The sequence below is a fragment of the Aeromonas sp. 9A genome (assembly GCF_963900955.1).
GTDB classification, from domain to species: domain Bacteria; phylum Pseudomonadota; class Gammaproteobacteria; order Enterobacterales; family Aeromonadaceae; genus Aeromonas; species Aeromonas salmonicida.
The window spans coordinates 1,312,278-1,332,772 of sequence record NZ_CAWRFG010000001.1 but is presented as its reverse complement, the minus strand read 5'-3'; the positions used below and the strand labels follow the sequence as shown (position 1 = coordinate 1,332,772).

15 protein-coding genes and 1 pseudogene are annotated in these 20,495 nt (G+C 55.2%); 8 read left to right on the top strand and 8 right to left on the bottom strand.

Going from position 1 to position 20,495, the window contains the following annotated elements:
- The first annotated feature begins 82 nt into the window (after positions 1 to 82).
- Complete coding sequence (locus AACX78_RS06495; protein ID WP_125606018.1) at positions 83 to 358, top strand: hypothetical protein; 276 nt, start codon at positions 83 to 85, stop codon at positions 356 to 358.
- Here the strand turns inward: AACX78_RS06495 and AACX78_RS06490 are convergent.
- Complete coding sequence (locus AACX78_RS06490) at positions 344 to 3,784, bottom strand: response regulator (RefSeq protein ID WP_159165709.1); 3,441 nt, start codon at positions 3,782 to 3,784, stop codon at positions 344 to 346. The two genes, AACX78_RS06495 and AACX78_RS06490, sit on opposite strands and share 15 nt — an antisense overlap.
- 123 nt (positions 3,785 to 3,907) lie before the next feature.
- On the opposite strand from AACX78_RS06490, the gene AACX78_RS06485 reads away from it, so the two are divergent.
- Positions 3,908 to 4,546, top strand: coding sequence for a response regulator (locus tag AACX78_RS06485; RefSeq protein WP_159165708.1), 639 nt, complete (start codon positions 3,908 to 3,910; stop codon positions 4,544 to 4,546).
- On the opposite strand, the gene AACX78_RS06480 is transcribed toward AACX78_RS06485, so the two are convergent.
- The 4 genes from AACX78_RS06480 to AACX78_RS06465 all read right to left on the bottom strand — a co-directional run bounded on the left by AACX78_RS06480 (position 4,543) and on the right by AACX78_RS06465 (position 9,543).
- Entirely contained in the window at positions 4,543 to 5,808 is a 1,266-nt protein-coding gene (locus AACX78_RS06480) for a hypothetical protein (RefSeq protein WP_159165707.1), read from the bottom strand. The genes AACX78_RS06485 and AACX78_RS06480 overlap by 4 nt on opposite strands.
- Complete coding sequence (locus tag AACX78_RS06475) at positions 5,778 to 8,060, bottom strand: TcfC E-set like domain-containing protein (RefSeq protein ID WP_236556293.1); 2,283 nt, start codon at positions 8,058 to 8,060, stop codon at positions 5,778 to 5,780. The genes AACX78_RS06480 and AACX78_RS06475 overlap by 31 nt, the downstream gene beginning before the upstream one ends.
- 196 nt (positions 8,061 to 8,256) lie before the next feature.
- Positions 8,257 to 8,745 carry a CS1 type fimbrial major subunit gene (locus tag AACX78_RS06470; RefSeq protein ID WP_321167801.1) on the bottom strand — a complete coding sequence of 163 codons (489 nt, stop codon included), beginning with the start codon at positions 8,743 to 8,745 and terminating at the stop codon, positions 8,257 to 8,259.
- 93 nt (positions 8,746 to 8,838) lie between these two features.
- Entirely contained in the window at positions 8,839 to 9,543 is a 705-nt protein-coding gene (locus AACX78_RS06465; protein WP_159165704.1) for a hypothetical protein, read from the bottom strand.
- Positions 9,544 to 9,778: 235 nt separating this feature from the next.
- Between AACX78_RS06465 and AACX78_RS06460 the strand changes: the two genes are divergently transcribed.
- The 3 genes from AACX78_RS06460 to AACX78_RS06450 all read left to right on the top strand — a co-directional run bounded on the left by AACX78_RS06460 (position 9,779) and on the right by AACX78_RS06450 (position 12,367).
- Positions 9,779 to 10,516 carry an EAL domain-containing protein gene (locus tag AACX78_RS06460; RefSeq protein ID WP_099991711.1) on the top strand — a complete coding sequence of 246 codons (738 nt, stop codon included), beginning with the start codon at positions 9,779 to 9,781 and terminating at the stop codon, positions 10,514 to 10,516.
- A 239-nt stretch (positions 10,517 to 10,755) separates the two neighbouring features.
- On the top strand, positions 10,756 to 12,117 hold the full coding sequence (gene trhP, locus AACX78_RS06455) for a prephenate-dependent tRNA uridine(34) hydroxylase TrhP (protein WP_005311829.1): 1,362 nt from the start codon (positions 10,756 to 10,758) through the stop codon (positions 12,115 to 12,117).
- Between the two features lies 1 nt (position 12,118).
- Positions 12,119 to 12,367, top strand: coding sequence for a YfhL family 4Fe-4S dicluster ferredoxin (locus AACX78_RS06450; protein ID WP_021140912.1), 249 nt, complete (start codon positions 12,119 to 12,121; stop codon positions 12,365 to 12,367).
- A 163-nt stretch (positions 12,368 to 12,530) separates the two neighbouring features.
- On the opposite strand, the gene alr is transcribed toward AACX78_RS06450, so the two are convergent.
- From alr to dnaB, 3 genes and pseudogenes are all read right to left on the bottom strand, one after another.
- Positions 12,531 to 13,604 (bottom strand): alanine racemase, encoded by a 1,074-nt coding sequence (alr, locus tag AACX78_RS06440; RefSeq protein ID WP_159165703.1) that lies wholly within the window; start codon positions 13,602 to 13,604, stop codon positions 12,531 to 12,533.
- Between the two features lie 172 nt (positions 13,605 to 13,776).
- A pseudogene (locus AACX78_RS22170) lies at positions 13,777 to 13,923 on the bottom strand (replicative DNA helicase); the annotation flags it as partial.
- Positions 13,924 to 13,951: 28 nt separating this feature from the next.
- Entirely contained in the window at positions 13,952 to 15,346 is a 1,395-nt protein-coding gene (dnaB, locus tag AACX78_RS06435) for a replicative DNA helicase (protein ID WP_021140911.1), read from the bottom strand.
- Positions 15,347 to 15,783: 437 nt separating this feature from the next.
- Here dnaB and AACX78_RS06430 point away from each other — a divergent pair, with 437 nt between their 5' ends.
- The 3 genes from AACX78_RS06430 (at position 15,784) to AACX78_RS06420 (ending at position 20,466) form a co-directional block, all read left to right on the top strand.
- Complete coding sequence (locus AACX78_RS06430; RefSeq protein ID WP_087756369.1) at positions 15,784 to 16,638, top strand: Tim44 domain-containing protein; 855 nt, start codon at positions 15,784 to 15,786, stop codon at positions 16,636 to 16,638.
- Positions 16,639 to 16,836: 198 nt separating this feature from the next.
- Positions 16,837 to 18,402 carry an EAL domain-containing protein gene (locus tag AACX78_RS06425; RefSeq protein WP_159165702.1) on the top strand — a complete coding sequence of 522 codons (1,566 nt, stop codon included), beginning with the start codon at positions 16,837 to 16,839 and terminating at the stop codon, positions 18,400 to 18,402.
- Positions 18,403 to 18,627: 225 nt separating this feature from the next.
- Entirely contained in the window at positions 18,628 to 20,466 is a 1,839-nt protein-coding gene (locus AACX78_RS06420; RefSeq protein WP_159165701.1) for a bifunctional metallophosphatase/5'-nucleotidase, read from the top strand.
- Positions 20,467 to 20,495: the final 29 nt, after the last annotated feature.

Below are 20,495 nucleotides of genomic sequence, written 5' to 3'. Positions count from 1 at the left end.
TGACACTGTCAGATCTGACAATTGCATCATCCGCTACTTTTAGAAACAGTAGCCTTCATACCTTTCAGGGACATAGCACGCCATGTTTGAGATTTGGGATGAGACGGGACAAGCAAGCGGCTTGACGCTGCCACAGCTGCAACAGCGGCTGGTCAGCTATCAGGGCGACGTCATGGTGCGCTACACCAACCGCATCGGCCTGCCGACCACGCTGTTCCTGACCATAGCCAAGGGTCAGGCCTACCAGCGCTTCAAGGCGAATACCCCCCTGCTCGACTGGTCGTGGCTGGCACAAGCCGTGCACCCGGATGTCATCCATGAGCCCCGGTTCTCCTATCTAAGCTCAGTCTCTTCCTGATCCCTCTTCCCGGGGACTGGCCAGCAGTAGAGTCAACTCATCGACTATCTGCTGCAACACAGCTCTGAACCCGGCCAATTCGGCCCCACACAGCTCGGCCCCCTCCTTGCGGATCTTCTCCTCCAGATGCCAGGCCTGCTGCGCCAAGTCCTCTACCATCATCATGGAGATGGTACCGGCCTGACGGTGCACCCAGTTTGCCAGCCCCTTGTCGTCGTCATGTACCAAAGCAAGGGATTGTTCCAGCTCCTGGCGAAACAGCGTCATCATCTGCTCAAAAGGCTCCCCAACTCCGAAAAACGTCTGCAGTGATGTCACATCAAGCCGTTTGGAGGCGGACAATATGCGCCACTTCATCAACATCTGGCGAAGCCCGTCCAACAGCACGGGTTTGCCCAGCACATCATTCATGCCTGCCGCCAGGCAGCGCTGCGCCTGCTCCGGCATCACATTGGCGGTCATGGCGATGATGGGGAGCTGCGCCAGTCCCTCGACAATGCGCACCTGGCGGGTAAAGTCGTAGCCATCCATCACCGGCATCTGGCAATCACACAGGATCAGGTCGTAACTGTGCTGTGCCAGCATGGCGAGCGCCTGCTGGCCATTCTCGGCCAGATCGCACACCAGATTCAGCTGCTTGAGCTGGCGCTGCACCAATACCTGATTAAGATGATGATCCTCGACCACCAGCAGCCGGTATGGCAAAGGCCGGGAAGTTGGCTCCACGGGAATATGATCGGGCAGCAGTTGCTCACCCTGGTCCAGCTGGCGATAGCACACCTCCCGCACCGCCTGCCAGGTCAAGGGATTGCTGTTGAGCCAGTAACACCCTTCACGCAACTGATAACCCAGCGCATTGCTCAGTGGGGCAACAGAGATGCAGGGCTCAGAGAGATCCGCCCCATCGGCAAATAGCAAGTCGACCCCCTGCCGTTCATCGCTTATCTGCACGCCCAACGACAGCAGGTGCAGGCGCAAGGTATGGCGCAGCTTGCCATCCTCCAGTTCCATAAAGGCACACAACCCCATGAGAATGGGGTCATATTCATGGCGCAGCTCAAGGGGCAAGGTGACCGAGAGTCCGATGAAAGTCCCAAGCCCGGGGGCGCTTTCCAGCCTGAGTTCTCCCCCCATCAATTCGGCTAGGGTATGACTGATGCTAAGACCAAGCCCAGTCCCGCCATAACTGCGGGTGGTGGCGCCATCTGCCTGCTCAAAGGCGTTGAAGATACGGGCCTGCGCCTCGGTACTCATGCCGATGCCGGTATCCTGCACCCCGATCAGCAGCTGCTGCTCCCCGTCTGTTTGCGCCTCCAGCTTGATGGAGAGTTCGATAAAGCCGCGCTCGGTGAACTTGATGGCATTGCTGACCAGGTTGAACAACACCTGCTTGAGTCGCAGCACATCCCCAGTGAAGCGGGCACCCACCTCATCATCGACGCGCAGGTAACACTGCAGCCCCTTGCGCTGTACCTCGCTGCTGAGCATGGTCAACACGCAGTCACTCAATTCGCGCAGCAAAAAAGAGCTCGGCGCCAGCGCCATCTTGCCCACATCCAGCTTGGAGTAATCGAGCACATTGCCGATCAGTTGCAACAGTCCCTCGGCCCCCTGGTTGATGATGGCAACCATCTGCCGCTGCTCCAGGTCGAGGGACGTAAAGCTCAGCTGCTCCGCCATGCCGACGATGCTGTTCATGGGGGTACGGATCTCATGGCTCATGGTGGCCAGAAATTCAGCCTTCTTGCTGGCCGCATGCTCGGCGCACTCCTTGGCCCGCGCCAGAGCCTCCTCCACCTGACGGCGGTGCAGGATCTCCTGGCGCAAACGCCAGTAGGCGATGGAGAGTGCGAGAATAAACAAGGTGACACCCGTGCCAATGGGGATCAGAGTTTGTATCAGCCTTTGCCACGGGATCCCCTCGCTGTAGTTCACCGCCAGCCAGCTATTGCGGATCTGCTGCTTCTCCTTGTCACTCATGCTGGCCAGCACCCGATTGATCAGCGGCAGCAGGGGAGCATAGGTGTCACGCACAGCAACCGCCAGTTCATCCTGGAAGGGGGTGGGCGCCACTATATGCAGGCTGTCATCGAACCGCTCATTGATAAGCCGTGATATGACGGCCAGATTGCCCATATAGGCATCCCCTGACCCTGCGGCTACCATGGCCAGACCGGCTTGTGGACCTGATACCACACTCACCCTGATATCGGGAATGCGATTCTTTAGCTCGGCAACGAGCATGCTGTCGGTCACGATCAGATGCTTGCCAGCCAGTTCTGCAAAACCAGCGACAGTGCTACTGCCACGAGCCATGGCCATAACCACAGGGAAAGAGGCAATGGGCTGACTCAACTGCCAACCCACCATCTGCTGGTTGATCCGGGTGGGAATAATGGTCAGATCGACCTCCTGATGCAGCAACGCCTGCAACAGCTCGGGCCAGCTTTGATCCGTATCGTAGAGATACACCAGCCCCAGCGTCTCCTTGAACAGCGCAAGATAGTCACCGACAAGACCTGCCACCTTGCCTTGGCTGTCCGTATAGGAAAAAGGCATCCAGCCCTGAATAAAGCCCAATCTCAACGGTGGTAAATGAGAAAGCCACTCCCGTTCATCAGGCCTCAAGAGAAAGGCACTGTGGCCTTGAAAACTCAGACTGTTGTCACCCAGCCAGCGCTGCTCCAGGATGCTGCGCGCTTCCACCGTCAGCGCCTGAATGGCAGTATCAAACCGAACCCCCAGCCTGGACTTCTGCTTGCTGATGCCCAGATAGAGGCTCTCCATCAGCAAAGGGGACTGGGCCACCACGGCCAATTCGGGGTGCGAGGCAATAAATTGATTGCTGACATGCAGATTGCCGATATAGGCATCGGCCTGCCTATCGAGCACCGCCTGCAAGGCAGCACTGGAGTCCTGAAACAGAATACGGGAGACATCGGGATAATGAAGCTTAACCAGTTTTTCGGTAAGGACTCCAGCTTCAATGGCGATCTTGGATTGATTCAAGCCACTGACATCACGAAAGAAAGGGGAATCATGGCGTACCACGACCACGGTCGGTGACGAATAATAAGGGCGGGTGTATGAAATACACTCCCGTTCTTCCGAGCGAAAGGCATCCAGTAAAATATCGACCTCACCTTTGCAACTGGCCGCATATAACCGGTTCCAGTCGGGGTATGCTTTCCACTCAATCTGGTAGTCAAGGTTCTTGGCCAAGATACTTATCAGCTCGACACTGAAGCCGCTGCCATTATGGCCATCCCACTGCTGAAATGGCCCCCAGCCGCCCACCAATAACCCGACTTTTATTACCGATATGGGGGATTTATTTGCAGCGAGGAGTGGCTGGCAGAATATACATATATTAAATGCCAATATGACGACGGTGCATCTAAATATCGCCACGAGAGGACACCTCATAGCACCAATCCTGAAGGAAATGACATCATATTAACGCTCGAAAAAATGCGGGGCGCAAAGTAGTATAGAAATGAGATGTTTGATAGTTTAAATATTATTCACTGTTTTATATGGGGCTCACCTATGTCTTTCAAGATCATTCTTGCCGACGACCACCCACTCATACTAACCGGGATCCGCAGCCTTATTGCACATAACCAACCTGGTTGCGAGATTGTTGCCGAGGCGCATCAAGTCTCTGAACTATTAAACACATTGCAGCAACATAGCTGCGATCTGTTGATCACCGATTTCAGCATGCCAGGGGATAAACGCAGCGATGGACTGAGCATGATCCAGCAATTGAAACGGGATTATCCCACTCTGCCTATTCTGGTGCTGACCCAGATCCACAATGCCGGTATTTTGCAGTCACTGATCCAGCTGGGAGTGAGCGGTGTCCTACTCAAAAAAGCGGTGATCAGTGAATTGTCCGATGCCATTCGTCAGATATTATCCGGGCACAGCTATATCGGCAGTTCGGTGAAAACCCTGCTGGCCGAAGCCGGACTGGATCATCACACCACATCGATTCAACTCACCCCCAAGGAGAGCGAAGTGATACGGCTCCTGGCCGGTGGCATGTCCGTCACTCAGGTGGCCGAGTACCTGCACCGCAGCGTCAAGACCATCAGCACCCAGAAAAATAGTGCTATGACTCGACTGGGAATTAGTAGCGATAGCGCTCTTTTTGAGTATGCCAAAAGCAGTGGACTCTGCTAGTCGATAGCGGCATCAAAAACTAGAGTGACATCTCCTTGATACGTGGAACCAGGGTTTCGAAGCATTTCTCGAACAGGGTTCCCATCTATCTGAAAAAGAATACTTTTTTGTATATTTACTTGCGGCGCACCTGATTGCACAACAAAACGAGTTGCGTTAATAGATAATTTAGTCTTATCTCTCGGTCCATTTACATAGTAAGTATTTAACCCTACAATATGATTACGATTGTTTTTTAATGCGCAACCATTATTAGACATATACTGACAGTAAAGTTTAATTGTAAAATCAGCACTCGAAGATTGTCGAAATTTCATCTCATGCTCTAGCACAGTTAAGTTATCACCCTGTTTATGATTTAATGAATCCCATCCATTAGGCGGTAACAAAAAAACTCTTTGCCACCCCTCCTCAACCCTCTCAAAATCAATTTTTAATTGATGACGAACCGTAAGAGTTAAATTAATTGTCAAACTAGGATCACTACTGTAGTTGCCATTGCCAAAGCTGATATCTCCAGTAGGGTTTATCGAAAATTTTATTGTTCCATTATACACGCCATTCGGCATATTTAGTGGTGAAGGGTGCTTTATTTTAAAACCCAAAAACATACCCACAATGTTGACTCTGCGATCAACCGAAAGCGGGGTGTAACATGAATTACCAGCAACATTACCAAATAATACCTGAAAAGCCTTAATCCGGTCTGCAGTAGGGCCACCTCCCAGACTATCCAGATATGTACACCCACCTACTGGATGTTTAAAAGATTCCCAAATCAATCCCGATTGAGGTGGAAATAAGTCTAGAAACTCTATGTGAACACCCAATTTATCTGGAGTAAATAGTACCGGATATTGTGTTCCTCTTTCTGATTTTAACAGCATAATTTTATCAGTAGGTGCTTGCATAAAAATAAAATTATCGCGTGGATTCGTTGGCTGAGCCCGAACGTCACGTATACCTCTTCGACTAACATAAAAAAGAACGCTATCTAATCTAGATGTAGGCGTAGCACATGATTGAATTGACATAAACGGAGCAGGTACACTGCACGTTGTCGTGTTGACAAATGTTCCATTGTCAAAATCGTTTGATTCATATGGTGCAGGCTTATACTCTGCAGTTACATCAATACTTTGTGAGCAAACATTACCTGAAAGTAAAAAAAATGATAAAAGCATCACCTTGCTTAAAAAAACTCCCCCCTTCTCCCCCAGATAACATTCAATTATTTTTTTACGATTGCTCGGACTGAACATTTTAGCTCCCCTAATATAATGACATCTGATTCTTGTATGTCACCCAACTCTTTATTCAAATTCTCACAATGGAGGGAACCATTATATTCCACGTTAAATTCTGGCTGTCGTCGGCTTGCCTCCAGCGCAAAGAAACCATCATTTTCAGTAAATGCCCGCCCAATAGGGCTAATAACCATGGCACCACCCAGCGGCCGATTTTGTTCATCCAACAGACGGCCTATCACAGTGACGGTACTCACAGCGTTTACATGACCATAACCCACACCACCACGATTAAGGTGATAGGGAAGCACGGCAGGTTTGATGGTGAGCGGCGTCCCATTTTGCTCGACCATCCCCAATTGCAAGGCGCCACTTTGCAAGGCGGGTACAGAGACCAGATGGCGACCGGGTCCCAGAGTCTGCGTCTGCACACCGCCCTGATCGTTGCTGACCCGAATACGCGCCGCCTCATCATCGGCATCGATATCAAGGATCATCGCCGCCTCATTGCCCAAGCCGTACATATTGCGGGAGCCGAGTGCCAGCTCCCCTTCCTGCCCAAGTGCCACCACGCTCTCCAGATTGATGCCACCGGTCACCTCTGCGTTATAGGAAGAGTGCTGGGCAAACATGTCGCCTCCCAACCAGGGCGACGCGAAACGGCCATAGCCTGACAGACCGGTGCCATAGTTGTCATGAGTGCTACCCACACCTATCTGGCGCAGGGGTCCCAAATCCACCTCCTGCTGATAATTGAGATAGGCGCTGCGCTGGGCACCGCCCGAGCGTGAGGTATTGCTGCCCAACCCCAGCGACAACTGGCCATCGTCTCCCCCCAGATTAACTGTGAGGCTCAGGACACTGCCGCGATCCCGCTGCTGCGCCGTGCTCTCGTTGCCTGGGCGATCGAACAAACTCACGCTCCAGGTTACCTGGCGCCCCCACAACCGATCGCTATAGTGCCACCCCAGATCAACACCGTTACCACTATTAGATTGGTGAGACAGATAAACACCGAGGGAGCCCCACTTTTCCAGCGACTGCTGCAGTGACAGGCTGGACACCGAACTCGCTTCCCCCTGTTTGTGTAAATCGCGCGAATAGCTGGCCACAAAGCTACTGTTACCGTGCCAATAAACCCCTTGCAAATCATATCCCCCCCCCTTTCCGACGCTCTGGTTCACGGAAGCAAAGCCCTGCAGCTGGCTGGTTGCCTGCCAATCGAGTGAGAGGAAATATTGGGCACCTCTGTCCAAATACTGGCTACCCGCCCCCACCACCAACGAGGGGAACAGCAGGTGGTTCACAGCCGCGCCGCCACTAATAACACCATCAAGGTCACTATCTCCCTGTCGCACCAACCAACGGGTCTGGCGCCCGGCAAACAGGTTGAAGCGCCACGGCTCCTCCGGCGTCTGCCAATTGGAAGGCTTGTAGATCCACTCGCGCCAACGGCGGGTCTCCTGACCATCCTCCAGTAGCCGCAGATCCACCTCGTAGATGCCATCGGGCAGCGATCTGGTATCGAGTGCCTGCAAACCGGCTACAACCGGCTGGGACTGGATCAGGTTGCCGTCACGGTAGATCTCCACCATGCCCGGCCTGGCTGGCGCCACCTGGATCGGTGCCAAGCTGGGCTGCCCGCGCTCCTGGCGCAGCAGATCCGAACTACCCCACATCATCCCGAGCACGGTAGGCGTCGCGCCACTGTAGTAGTTCGGCTGACGTACCAACCCCTGCGCCGAGGGGAAAAAGAAGCCAAGACGATAAAAGTTGGCCTCATGGAGCCGTTCTCCATAGATCTGGGCCATCCCCAGCTCGGTTGACTCCCCTTCCTGCCAGGTGGCATCCCCCTCCATAAAGGGGGTCCACTGCCCCCAGCTGCCCTCCAACTTCAGGTTGTAGTGTCCATTGCGCTGAGTGCCCTGCACCAGGTTCAACTGGTTCTGGACCAGCAGCCCCTTGCTCTCTTGAGGCAATGTCATAAAGCGCTGATCCCGCGCCGCCTGCTCCACCTCACCGGTCAGTACCGAGAGCTGTGACTCCTCCAGACTGTATTGCAGGCCTACAATGCCTTCAGGACAGGCTCGACCACACTCGCCGAGCTTCAGTTTTGTGCCTAGCCTGCTCAACCAGCGTTCACGCGCCCCCTCATCAAACTCGCTCTCCTGCACATCCACCAGTGAAAGCAGCTGTACCGAGTTATCCCGCCCAAGCATTACTTCACCATCCCCCAGCAGGCGACTGTCAACAGTGACACTCACCATTAGTGGCACTCCAAAAAAATGCTCTTCAAACCCCTCTGGCAACTGCTGAGCTTGTTGCTGCAACAATGCTGAGTCCGCAGCATTTAAGGGAGCAGAAAAAATCAACCACAACAAAAAGAGATGCTCTCGAACCATAAATAAACAGCCTTGACAACAAGGGGCTGAGCAGCCCCTTGTGTCTTAATTTTCCTTGAGCTTAAGTTTGCGGAGGTGCTGGTGGAGCTTCCGATTCAAAAATCATACTAACTATTCCTTGATAATTTCCTGGAATATAACCTCCTGTGGGCCCAGCAGCGGGAATAAATTCAATGCTACCCTGCCGCCCAACTCGAGCATCAGCCAAGTTAAGTAATTCCGTTGAAGTCGTTGTCAGTTCTACTCCAGCAACCTTTATGGTCAACCCAATATTATTGGCACCACTAACAATGACTGGAGGGTAGGAAAGAAACCCTTTAATTGGACCAATAGTGCTTTTCATATTAAGCTCTTTCACTATAGGTTCTAGCTTCTGACTAGATGGGTTAACAGATAGTTTTAGCTGACTACTCATCCAATCACCAACTGGTAATACATAGAAAGTTCCAGTTGGAATCTGAGCTGTCACTGTCACTGTATGTGTTACACGCTCAGCAGCTAGTGACGACAAGCTTACCAACAGCGTAGTAATAAAAAACATAGATTTCATATGCATACTCCATGGATGGCATTAAAATCGACGATAAGAAGTAAAAAAATAAAATATTTTTTTAGCTTAATTAATTTATAGATAGAACTGCTTTTAGCTTGACAGTTCTTTATCTACGTGCTTTTTTCCCTCGACCAGTTCAAATCTAACTATTTTAGTACCTCCTTTACTAATTTGTTTTTTAACCCCAGGTAATATATGTATTATTTCGGGCTCACTACACCCACCACCATTAATATCGCACCGTTCCAGATAGTCTAAAACTACGGTTGAATTACCTCTATTTTCTACATAGATCGAACCATTTTCCCGGATGAATCTGGTGTCATAGTTTGCTTTTTTTGGGGCAACGAACAGGATCGAGCCAAAACCTGTCATAATATTAACACCCGCACTAATCTGATTTTTAAATGGCAATGCTTCTATATCATTACTTTGTGGCTTAACCGGTATAAAACGCACCCTAAAGTATCGCTCAGTATCTCGTTCACCCATATAGATAAATCTAGAAGACTGTGAACCACCTGCTGGAATAATAAGTCGTGATGGACTTGTTACCAACTGACGTAAACCCTCTTCCTGCAGTTGCCGCTCTTTTGGCACTCCATCAGCCCCATATACGATCTCGGCCAGCGTTATTTTGACAAAAGCAGTTTCATCTCCAAAATTCCTCACACGCTTAAGCAGTGTATTTTTTTCTGCAAACATATAGTCATATAAGGTGCCAACACTGATATCGGCAAATGCAAACACGTGACCGCTGAACATCAGCAGCAGGATGAGATATATTCTTTTCATTTTTATTCCAGACTGGTTTTCACATGCCGACGTTCATTTAATAAATGCCATTTATTAAAAAAGGAGTCAGTTGCATATCGCTGGAGCCAGTCTAGGTAGAATGACGGGGGAAGTTAATCAGAATAGTCCTATATTGACTACGCCAAATCACGCCAATTATCAGACTATTCCTACGGTGTTTTGATCTTTCCCTCCTGTATTATGCGCAGCCATATCCGTCTATCAGGTGAGTGCCATGTTTGCGTTCAAAGAAGAGTATCCGATGAGTGACATGGCAACCGTGGCGGTGGCCGAGGTAGCCGTGCCCTTTTATCAGCCGATCATAGGTCGCGACCGTCAGGTCAAGGGTTATGAAGTTCTGGCCCGACGCTGGGATCCACAACGTCAGAGCTATCAGGGCATCGACTTTCTCTCCCTCAGCCAGGATGAGTCCTTGCATGTGGATATCGTCATGCTCAGGGCCATCATGCGCGATCTGCCAACCCTGGCGAAGGGCGGGCCCTATGCCCTCTCCATCAACCTCAACCCCATGCTGTGCAGCCCGACCTATCAGAATCTCTTGCTGCTGGTGCTGCTCCAGGCGCGCAAGGCAGGGATCGAGATCTGGTTCGAGGTGTTGGAACACGCGCCACTGCACAGCCAGCACAGAGCCTTGATCGAAGTGCTGCGGGATCATGGCGCCCATATCGCCTGCGATGATTTCGGCACTCTGGAATGCAACTTCCAGCGGGTGATGGCGTTGCCTTACGAGATCATCAAGCTGGATCGCTCCCTGCTGCTGCAGGCGGCGCGCACGCCCCATGCCCTCAAGATGTTGACCGGTCTGGTGGAATACCTGCAGCGACTCGGCATGAAGGTGGTGTGTGAAGGGGTGGAAACCCTGACCCATATCGAGGTCGCCAACCGGCTGGGCTGCGATTATCAGCAGGGCTACGCCTACGCCATGCCCTCCCCCCTCTCCCGCTGGGCCTGATCGGGCTCACACATTCATTGCGACTCGCACTGGTATCAGCTACCTGCCAAATTGCATGATGGCGTGGGGGCGAGTACAATCTCGCACCCCGTATATCAGGTGCATCCCCTGTGATCCTGCATAATGATGTACGCCATCGGGTAGTTGTGACGCGAGCGCCGTCTCGCACCACGACTCAACCAATCCGGCGCCATCAGGTGGCGTCGTCCTGATTTGCAATCAGATACTAAGAGTCCAACATGTTTAGACCAGAATTGCTCTCCCCCGCCGGGACCCTCAAGAATATGCGTTACGCCTATGCCTATGGCGCCGACGCCGTCTATGCGGGCCAGCCGCGCTACAGCCTGCGGGTGCGCAACAACGAATTCGATCACGAGAATCTGCAGCTCGGCATCAACGAGGCCCACGCATTGGGCAAGCAGTTCTATGTGGTGGCCAACATCCAGCCCCACAACTCCAAGCTCAAGACCTTTATCCGCGACATGCGCCCCGTGGTGGAGATGAAGCCGGATGCGCTGATCATGTCAGACCCGGGCCTTATCATGATGATGCGCGAAGCCTTCCCGGACATGCCCATTCACCTCTCGGTGCAGGCCAACGCGGTCAACTGGGCGACGGTGAAGTTCTGGCATCAGATGGGCCTGACCCGCGCCATCCTGTCACGCGAGCTGTCGCTTGACGAGATCGAAGAGATCCGCATGCAGGTGCCGGAGATGGAGCTGGAAGTCTTCGTCCACGGCGCCCTGTGCATGGCCTACTCGGGTCGCTGCCTGCTCTCCGGTTACATCAACAAGCGCGACCCCAACCAGGGTACCTGCACCAACTCCTGCCGCTGGGAGTACAAGGTGCACGAAGGCAAGGAAGATGACGTGGGCCAGATAGTCCACCGCCAGGAGCCCATCGCCGTGCGTCCTGACAACACCCTGGGCCTTGGCAAACCGAGTGATGCGCTGGTGCTGCTGGAAGAGTCCAACCGTCCCGGTGAATACATGACGGCGTTCGAGGATGAGCACGGCACCTACATCATGAACTCCAAGGATCTGCGCGCCGTCGAGCACGTGGAGCGCCTGACCAAGATGGGCGTGCATTCGCTGAAAATTGAAGGCCGCACCAAGTCCTTCTACTACTGCGCCCGCACCGCCCAGGTCTATCGCAAGGCCATCGACGATGCAGTCGCAGGTCGTCCGTTCGATCCGACCCTGATGGGTACCCTCGAAAATCTGGCCCACCGTGGCTACACCGAGGGCTTCCTGCGCCGTCACAACCACAGCGAGTACCAGAACTACGATTACGGCTACTCGGTTTCCGACACCCAGCAGTTCGTCGGCGAGATCACCGGTCGCCAGGGCGACATGGTGGAAGTGGAAGTGAAGAACAAGTTCCTGGTGGGCAACAGCCTGGAGCTGATGACGCCGCAGGGCAACGTCAGCTTCAATCTGGAGCAGATGCAGAACCGCAAGGGCGAGCTCATCGACACGGCGCCGGGCAACGGCCACGTTGTCTATGTGCCAGTCCCCAAAGAGATCGACATCAACTACGGCATATTGCTGCGCAACCTCGGCGATCGCCAGGACACCCGTCAGCCGCACTCGGCGGCCTGATATGTCCCTGCTCATCACCGACAAGTGCATCAACTGCGACATGTGTGATCCCGAGTGTCCGAACCAGGCCATCAGTCTGGGTGAGGAGATCTACGAGATAGACCCCAGTCGCTGTACCGAGTGCGTCGGTCACTATGAGAAGCCGACCTGCATCAGTGTCTGCCCCATCGATTGCATCATCTGGGATCCCGCCCATGTGGAGACCGAGGAGCAATTGCTGGAGAAGTTTGTGCGGATGCACCGGCAGTAGCGTCTGCGTCTCACAGACTGCATCATCCGGGATCCCGCCTACGTGGAAACCGAAGATCAGTTGCTGGAGAAGTTTGTGCGGATGCACAGGCAGTAAAACTCCTACAGACAGTCGTAAAAAAGCCCCGCATGCGGGGCTTTTTTACGTTTGGTGCTGGCCGAGCCTAGACGTATTCCATAAAGACGCGGGAAGTAAGCTTGGTGATGAGCTCGTAGGGGATGGTGCCAATCTCGTCGGCGACCCGCTCCACCGGCAGTCCCTCACCCCAGAGCACGGCTTCGTCACCGGCCTTGTCGGTGGCGCCCGGTCCCAGATCCACTGTGGTCATGTCCATGGAGACGCGGCCCACCAGCGGCACTATGCGGCCATTGACCAGCACTGAGGTGCCGTTGGGCGCCATGCGCGGATAGCCATCACCGTAGCCGATGGCGATGACGCCGAGCCGGGTATCCCGGTCAGACACCCAATTGGCGCCGTATCCCACAGGCTCGCCCGCCTTGTGATCCCGCACCGCGATGAGCTGGGTCTTGAGGGTCATCACAGGCTGCAGGTCATAATCCGCCGCCACCGTATTGGGGAAGGGGGATACGCCGTACAGGATGACGCCGGGGCGTACCCAGTCGCAGTGGGAATCGGGCCAGGCCAGAATGCCCGCCGAGTTCGCCATGGCCCGCTCGCCCAGGAGCGGTGCCGTGAGGCGACTGAACAAGTCGATCTGCTCGCGGGTGGTCGATTGTTCAAGCTCATCTGAGCGGCTGAAGTGGGTCATGATGTTGAACGGCTGCACCACGTTATTGCACTTGGCAAGACGCGCGATAAAGGCGGGCATCTCATCGGCGCGCACCCCGAGCCGGTGCATGCCGGTGTCGAGCTTGAGCCAGGCCACCACGGGAGCCGGCAGTTCGGCCTGCTCCAGCGCTTCGAGCTGCTCCCAGGTGTGCACCGCCGTTTGCAAATTGTTGGCCGCAAGCACCGGCAGATCGGCGCTCGAGAAGAAGCCTTCCAGCAGCACTATGGGCTTGACCACGGCGCAGGAACGCAGCATCAGCGCCTCTTCGATGCGGGCAACTGCGTAGGCATCCGCATCCACCAAGGTACGGGCGACCGGCAGCAGACCATGGCCATAGGCGTTGGCCTTGACCACGGCAATGATCTTGCAATCGGGGGCATGCCGTTTGACCACGGCGAGGTTGTGGCGCAGGGCCGCTGTATTGATTTGGGCAATAGCCGCTTTCATCTGTTTTCCCTTACGAGGACATGATGGCGCGTGAATGCACCAGGCACCGTGTGGTGTCAGCCCTTAATTGTCATCATCGAAAGCCGGACCGGCATAATTGTCGAACCGGGAAAACTGTGTCTTGGAGCTGGGGGACCCAGGCACCGATATGGGTGCGCAGACCGACCCCTACTTAGTAATCGTCATCAAACGCCGGACCGGCGTAATTATCGAACCGGGAGAACTGCCCCTGGAAGGTAAGGCGCACGCGGCCCTATTGGCACCGTTACGCGGTTGACCGATGAGAACTCGGCTACCTTTCAGGGCTTTCGTGGTGGTATCTAATCCGCCATCACCACGGGTTTTCATCAATAGTCGTCATCAAACGCCGGGCCGGCGTAATTATCGAACCGGGAGAACTGCCCCTGGAAAGTGAGTCGCACTCTTCCGATGGGGCCGTTACGCTGCTTGCCGATGATGATCTCGGCAATCCCCTTGTCGGGACTGTCATCGTGATACACCTCATCACGGTAGATAAACATGATCAAATCCGCATCCTGCTCGATGGAGCCGGATTCCCGCAGATCCGAGTTGACCGGGCGCTTGTCCGCACGCTGTTCCAGGCTTCGGTTTAGCTGGGAGAGCGCCACCACAGGGCACTGCAACTCTTTTGCCAGCGCCTTGAGAGAGCGGGAGATTTCACCTATCTCCAGGGTCCGGTTATCGGAGAGCGCGGGCACCCGCATCAGCTGCAGGTAGTCGATCATGATCATGGAGAGGCCGCCGTGCTCACGGGCGATACGGCGCGCGCGGGAGCGCACGTCGGTCGGGGTGAGGCCGGAGGCGTCATCGATATACATCTTGCCCTTCTCGAGCAGCAATCCCATGGTGGAGGAGAGGCGTGCCCAATCCTCGTCGTCAAGCTGACCGGTACGCACCTTGGTCTGGTCGATACGCCCCACCGAGGCGAGCATACGCATGATGATCTGCTCGGAGGGCATCTCCAGCGAGAAGATGAGTACCGGTTTCTCGGCGGTGAGGGCCGCGTGCTCGCACAGGTTCATGGCAAAGGTGGTCTTGCCCATGGAGGGACGGGCTGCCACGATAATCAGATCCGAGCGCTGCAGACCGGCTGTCATCTTGTCCAGATCCCCATAACCGCTCGACACCCCGGTCACGCCGTTGTGAGGGGTCTTGAACAGCTCTTCAATCTTGTCGACCGTCTGCTCGAGGATCAGCTTGAGCGGCTGCGGCCCCTCGTTGGCGCTGGTACGCTGTTCGGCGATCTGGAACACCTTGCTCTCGGCCAGATCGAGCAGATCGCCCGAGGTGCGCCCCTGCGGCTCGTAGCCTGCTTCGACTATCTCGTTGGCGACCGAGATCATCTCCCGCACGACCGCCCGCTCACGCACGATTTCGGCGTAGGCATTGATGTTGGCGGCACTCGGGGTGTTCTTGGCGATCTCCACCAGATAGGCGAAACCACCGGACTCCTCCAGCTGCTCCGAGCGCTCCAGCTCCTCCTGCAGCGTGATGAGATCGATGGGATTGCCCGCGTTGGAGAGGCGGGTCATAGCCTGGAAGATCAGCCGGTGAGGGCGGCTGTAGAAATCCTTGTCGATCACCCGTTCGGCAACCCGATCCCAAGCCTCGTTATCCAGCATCAGGCCGCCCAGTACGGACTGTTCGGCCTCAAAAGAGTGGGGAGGAACTTTCAGCTGTTGTGTCTTGGCGTCTTTTTTCGCCGTCACTTGCTCTGCCATACACATAAAAACCGCAGCGGGAAGGGGACGGGAATTTTACAAAAGAAACCCCGCCATCGCGAGTGCTAATGCACGCTATTCACTTCTGTCTGACACAAGCGCCCTCCTGATGGTCAATGGCGCCGCTTGCTGATGAAATATGCCGCTGTCTCATACCATGATGAAGGGCCAGACCAGGGTCTGATCCTGCTGCTTGGCTCTCGTTTTGTTGCGCAGCTTGCGCTCCTTGCGGCTCGGTCGTCGATTTTTCATTGCCATTCTCTCCTCTGATTGCCCCGGAATGGGGTGTAATCTGTTCATGAATAATTCATGCCAACGATGTTAATCATAGCCGCAAGCTGCACTACAACGAGGGACAGGCAGCCTGTCATGCACCTCGCTGAGCTTGCTAAAGCAGACCATGTCCCCATCCACTGATGAGAGTGAAAAGAGTCAAAATGAAAAAGATGCTGACCCTGTTTGCCGTGATCCTGGCCATTGGCCTGGGGGCACCCATTGCCGAGGCCAAGAAATTTGGCGGCGGTAAATCCTTTGGCAAGAGCTACAAAACAGCTCCGGCCCAACCGGCGGCCAAACCCGTCGACACCAAGAACCCGGCGGTCGGGGCTCAGGCCGCACCGAAGAAAGGCGGCATGATGGGCGGCCTGCTCGGCGGCCTGCTGGCCGGTGGTCTGTTCGCTTACCTGCTGGGTAGCGGCGCCTTCGAAGGTCTGCAAGGCATGGACATGCTGCTGATCGCGCTGCTGGCGTTGGGCGCCGTCTTCCTGTTCCGCGCCATGCGCAAGAGCAAGGCCCCCTCGCCTCAACCACAGACGGCCTACGCCGGCTATCAGCCGCCATCGGCTGCGCCGCAGCAGTTCGAACAGAGCAGCAGTGCGCCGCAAGCGACCGGCTTTGCCGACAGCGACGTGCCGTTCCGTCTGCCGCCAGGTTTTGACATGAACAGTTTCCTGTCCGGTGCCCGCGATCACTATCGCACTCTGCAAGAAGCCTGGAACACAAACGATCTCGAAAAAGTGCGTGAGTATGTGAGCCCTGAGTTGTTCGAACAGCTCAAAGCCGAACGCGCTGAGCTGACCGGCGAGCAGCATACCGAAGTCATGTATGTGGATACCCAGCTGGTGCGTGCCGACTACGGCAGCGACTGGGCCCAGGTCAGCGTACGCTTCAGCGGCCGTTACATGGACCGTCAGGAGCAGGTCGAGGAAGACATCAAAGAGGTGTGGCACCTCGAGCGTAACCTGGCCAAGGACAATGCACCCTGGCACATTGTCGGTATCGAGCAGCTGTAAACGCTCTTTATCCTGCGAAGACTACAGAGGCGGCCCAAGGCCGCCTCTGTTATTTTTAACTCCCTGCGTGCCCTCTCCAACCCCCTCCCCTGCAAGTCCAGCCACAGCCCCTCAATATGGTCGCTATGAGAATGGTTCGTGATTGTGTAGTATGACCGCCCTTTTTTTGTTCAATTTCCGTTCACCGAGGCGTGGTTCATGGCTCTCTCTTTTCTGCGTAGCGGCAACATGCCTCGTTTGCTGGCCAGCCTGCTGTGCTGCGCAACCCTGATCCTGGTTTCCCTCGCCACTCTCTATTGGCAGACCTGGTCCATGACCCGCCAGCAGGCGCAAAATGCCGCCGAGCGTGCCATGGTGCAGATAGACAGCGCCCTCTACCACTCTACCCAGGCGGCCCGGGCCGCACTGCCGCTGGTGGGCCGCCCCTGTCACGAGGTTGCCCGCGAGCTGAGAGTACTGGTTGCCACCTCCCCCTATGTACGCTCGGTCAACCTCTCACGCCATGGTCGCCTCTACTGCTCTTCCATCTTCGACGAGATCAACCTGAAAGATGAGCTGCAAAACGGCCAGCACCAGCAGCTCAAGCTCAAAGCCGTCACCCGGCTCGGACTCAAGCCCTCGCTGCTGTTCTATCGCCTGAGCGAAGGCGATCATGGGGTAGTGGTTGCCATCAACCCCTACCACCTGAGCAAACCGCTGCAATGGCGACTTGGCGGGCCCAACAGCTGGGTGCAGATAGGTGAGCAGTGGCTCGATATCAAAGGCCGGATCCACAACGGTATCGCCCCTGTTTTTCGGGGGTTCAACTACCCGCTCAGTTCGACGGTATTCGGCTACAGCCTCAATCAGGGATTCCCGCTGGAAGCCGTGTTGCTGCTCACGCTGAAAAAGCAGAGCACCGTCATCATCTTGATCCTGACTCTGGGCGGGCTGGCCGGCCTTGCCACCTATCGCTGGTGGAGCCATATCTCCACCCCGACCCAGGAGCTCAAGCGCGCCATCATCAAGCAGGAGTTCATTCCCTACCTGCAACCCATCGTTTACAGCAAGAGCGGTCAGCTCCATGGCTGCGAGGTGCTGATGCGCTGGCAGCACCATCGTCAGGGGTTGATCCGGCCGGATCTCTTCATCCCGCTGGCGGAGGAGAGCGGCCTCATCATACTGATGACCCAGACCCTGATGCAGCAGGTTCGTCTGGAGTTTGCCCCCCATGTGGCGCAACTGCCGCCCAGCTTTCACTTCGGTTTCAACATCTGTGCCCAGCACTGCCAAGAGATGAGCCTGATCGACGACTGCCGCCGATTCCTGGCTGCCTTCGCCAGCAATCCGGTCACGCTGGTGCTGGAGCTGACCGAGCGGGAACTGATCACCCCCTGCCAACTGACCGACCAGCTATTCGGCGAGCTGCGCCAGATGGGGGTCAAGATAGGTCTGGACGACTTTGGCACAGGCCACTCCAGCCTCACCTATCTGCAACAGTTTCACGTGGACTACCTCAAGATCGACCAGAGCTTCGTCGCCATGATAGGCACCAATGCCCTCTCTCGTCATATTCTTGACAGCACCATCAGTCTGGCCACCCGGCTGGGACTGGAAACCGTCGCCGAAGGGGTCGAAACCCAGGAGCAGGCTGACTTCCTGACAGAGCGCAACGTCAACTACCTGCAAGGCTACCTCTATGGCCGTCCGCTCACCCCGGCCCAGTTCCTGCGGCTGCTGCCCGCCCCGGTGCCGGAGCAGACAGACCCCTATCAAGCGGCATGATCCCTCAGCGACGCTCGGGTGCCGATGCAACAATGTGAAACTTGTCATTAGTCTGTGGCAATGGCGTTAAACAATCTGGCAAACGTTTGTTTGCTTTATTAATGTGCAGTAGCTCAAAGGAATCAGCTCTCTTTATTTCCAATTACTGCTTTTTGCCTAGAATCGCCACACTCCTGTCATACAGGAACGATATACAGGACAATAACAACAAGAGGATTATTACCAATGAAGAAGACGTTACTGGCCGTCACCGTCTCTATTACTCTGCTCGGGCTGACCGCCTGCAATTCAGAAAACAGCAGCAAGGAGCATATTCCGCTGGATCTGACCATTGCCCATATCAATGATACCCACGCCCACCTCGACCCGACCGAAAATGCGCTGGCCATCCAGCCCACCGGCCAGGAGCTGTTCAAATTCTACGCCAAACTGGGCGGCTATCCCCGTCTGAAGTTCAAGCTGGACGAGCTGCGCAGCCAGGCCGCCAATGAAGGCCGCAACTTTATGGTGCTCAACGGTGGTGATGCCTTCCAGGGCACTCTCTACTTCACCCAGTTCAAGGGGGAAGAGGAGTCTCGCCTGCTCTCCGACATGGGTATCGATGCCATGGTGCTGGGCAACCACGAATTTGATTTGGGCAATCAGGCCATTAAAGATTTCGTCTCACGGGTGAATTTCCCTGTATTGGCTTCCAACATGGTGAAATCCAGTAGCGCCACCCTGAAAGACAGTGAAAATATTCATGAATATGTCATTAAAGAAATAAATGGCGAGAGCGTGGGTATTTTCGGGCTGGTGCTGGAAAATATGCATGATATCTCTTCACCGGATACCGATACCCAATTCCTGCCGATGATTGAAACCGCCCAGAAAATGGTCGACACCCTCAAGTCAAAAGGCGCCAACAAGATCATCATGGTCACTCATATCGGTCTGCAAAATGACCAGGCCGTCGCCAAGGCGGTCAACGGTATCGACCTGATTGTCGGCGGTCACTCCCAGACCTTCCTCGGTGACATCAACGAGATCAACACCATAGGCTACACGGCCCACAACCAGAATCCGGACGACGACAACACCTATGCCCAGCTGGTCAGTAATCCGGACGGTGGCAAGACCTGTATCGTGCAGGCCGGTGAATGGGCCAAAGGCTATGGCCTGGTCAACGTCTCCCTGAGCAAGGAAGGCCAGATCACCAAGTGTGAGGGGCGCAATACCCTGATGACGGGCGACGATTTCACCAAGGACGTGGCCAAGAAGAAAGAGCCCCTGAGCGGCAGCGAGCAGACCAATGTGGTCGACTTCATTACCAAGTCACCCGTCATCGAGATAGTGCCGGAGAACACCGCCATGCGCGATGTGATCGACACAGAGTACAAACCGGCCGTGGCCGAGCTCGAGGCCAAGATCATCGCCGAGGTGCCGACCAAGTTGCCCCATGTGCGCGTGCCGGCCACCCCGGATGGCGCGGGTCTGATCGATCCTCTGGTAGCCGAATCCCTCTACTGGAAGCTCAACAAACTCAATACCAAGGTGGACTTCACCATCCAGAACGCCGGTGGTGTGCGCGCCGATGTGAACGCGGGCCCGCTCTCCGTCGGTTACGTGATGGGCACCTTGCTGCCGTTTGGCAACAAGATCGCCGCCTTCAACCTCAAGGGCAAGGACGTGCGCGCCACCCTGGAGTACGCCGTTGACTATTCCATCGGCCACGAGACCGGGATTGGTGCCTCCAGCGGTGCTTTCCCTTACGTCGGCCACCTGAGCTACACCTATGACGGCAAACTGGCCAAGGGTTCCCGCATCATCAAGCTGGAGCTGCTGGACGCCAACGGCCAGTGGCAGCCGCTGGACGATGACAAGGTGTACCGCGTCGGTGCCAACACCTATATCGCCTCCGGCAAGGATGGCTACAGCGGTCTGCTCAAGCGCGAAGAGCTGCCCAACAAGGGTGACTACGTCGACTCTGGCGTCGGTGAGAACGAGATGTTCATGGAGTACGCCGAGTCCCTGGGCACCCTCAATCCGCTGCCCTATGCGACCGTGACCTACTTCAAGCCCTGATCCGGCTCACACGCTATTGCAACGGCGCC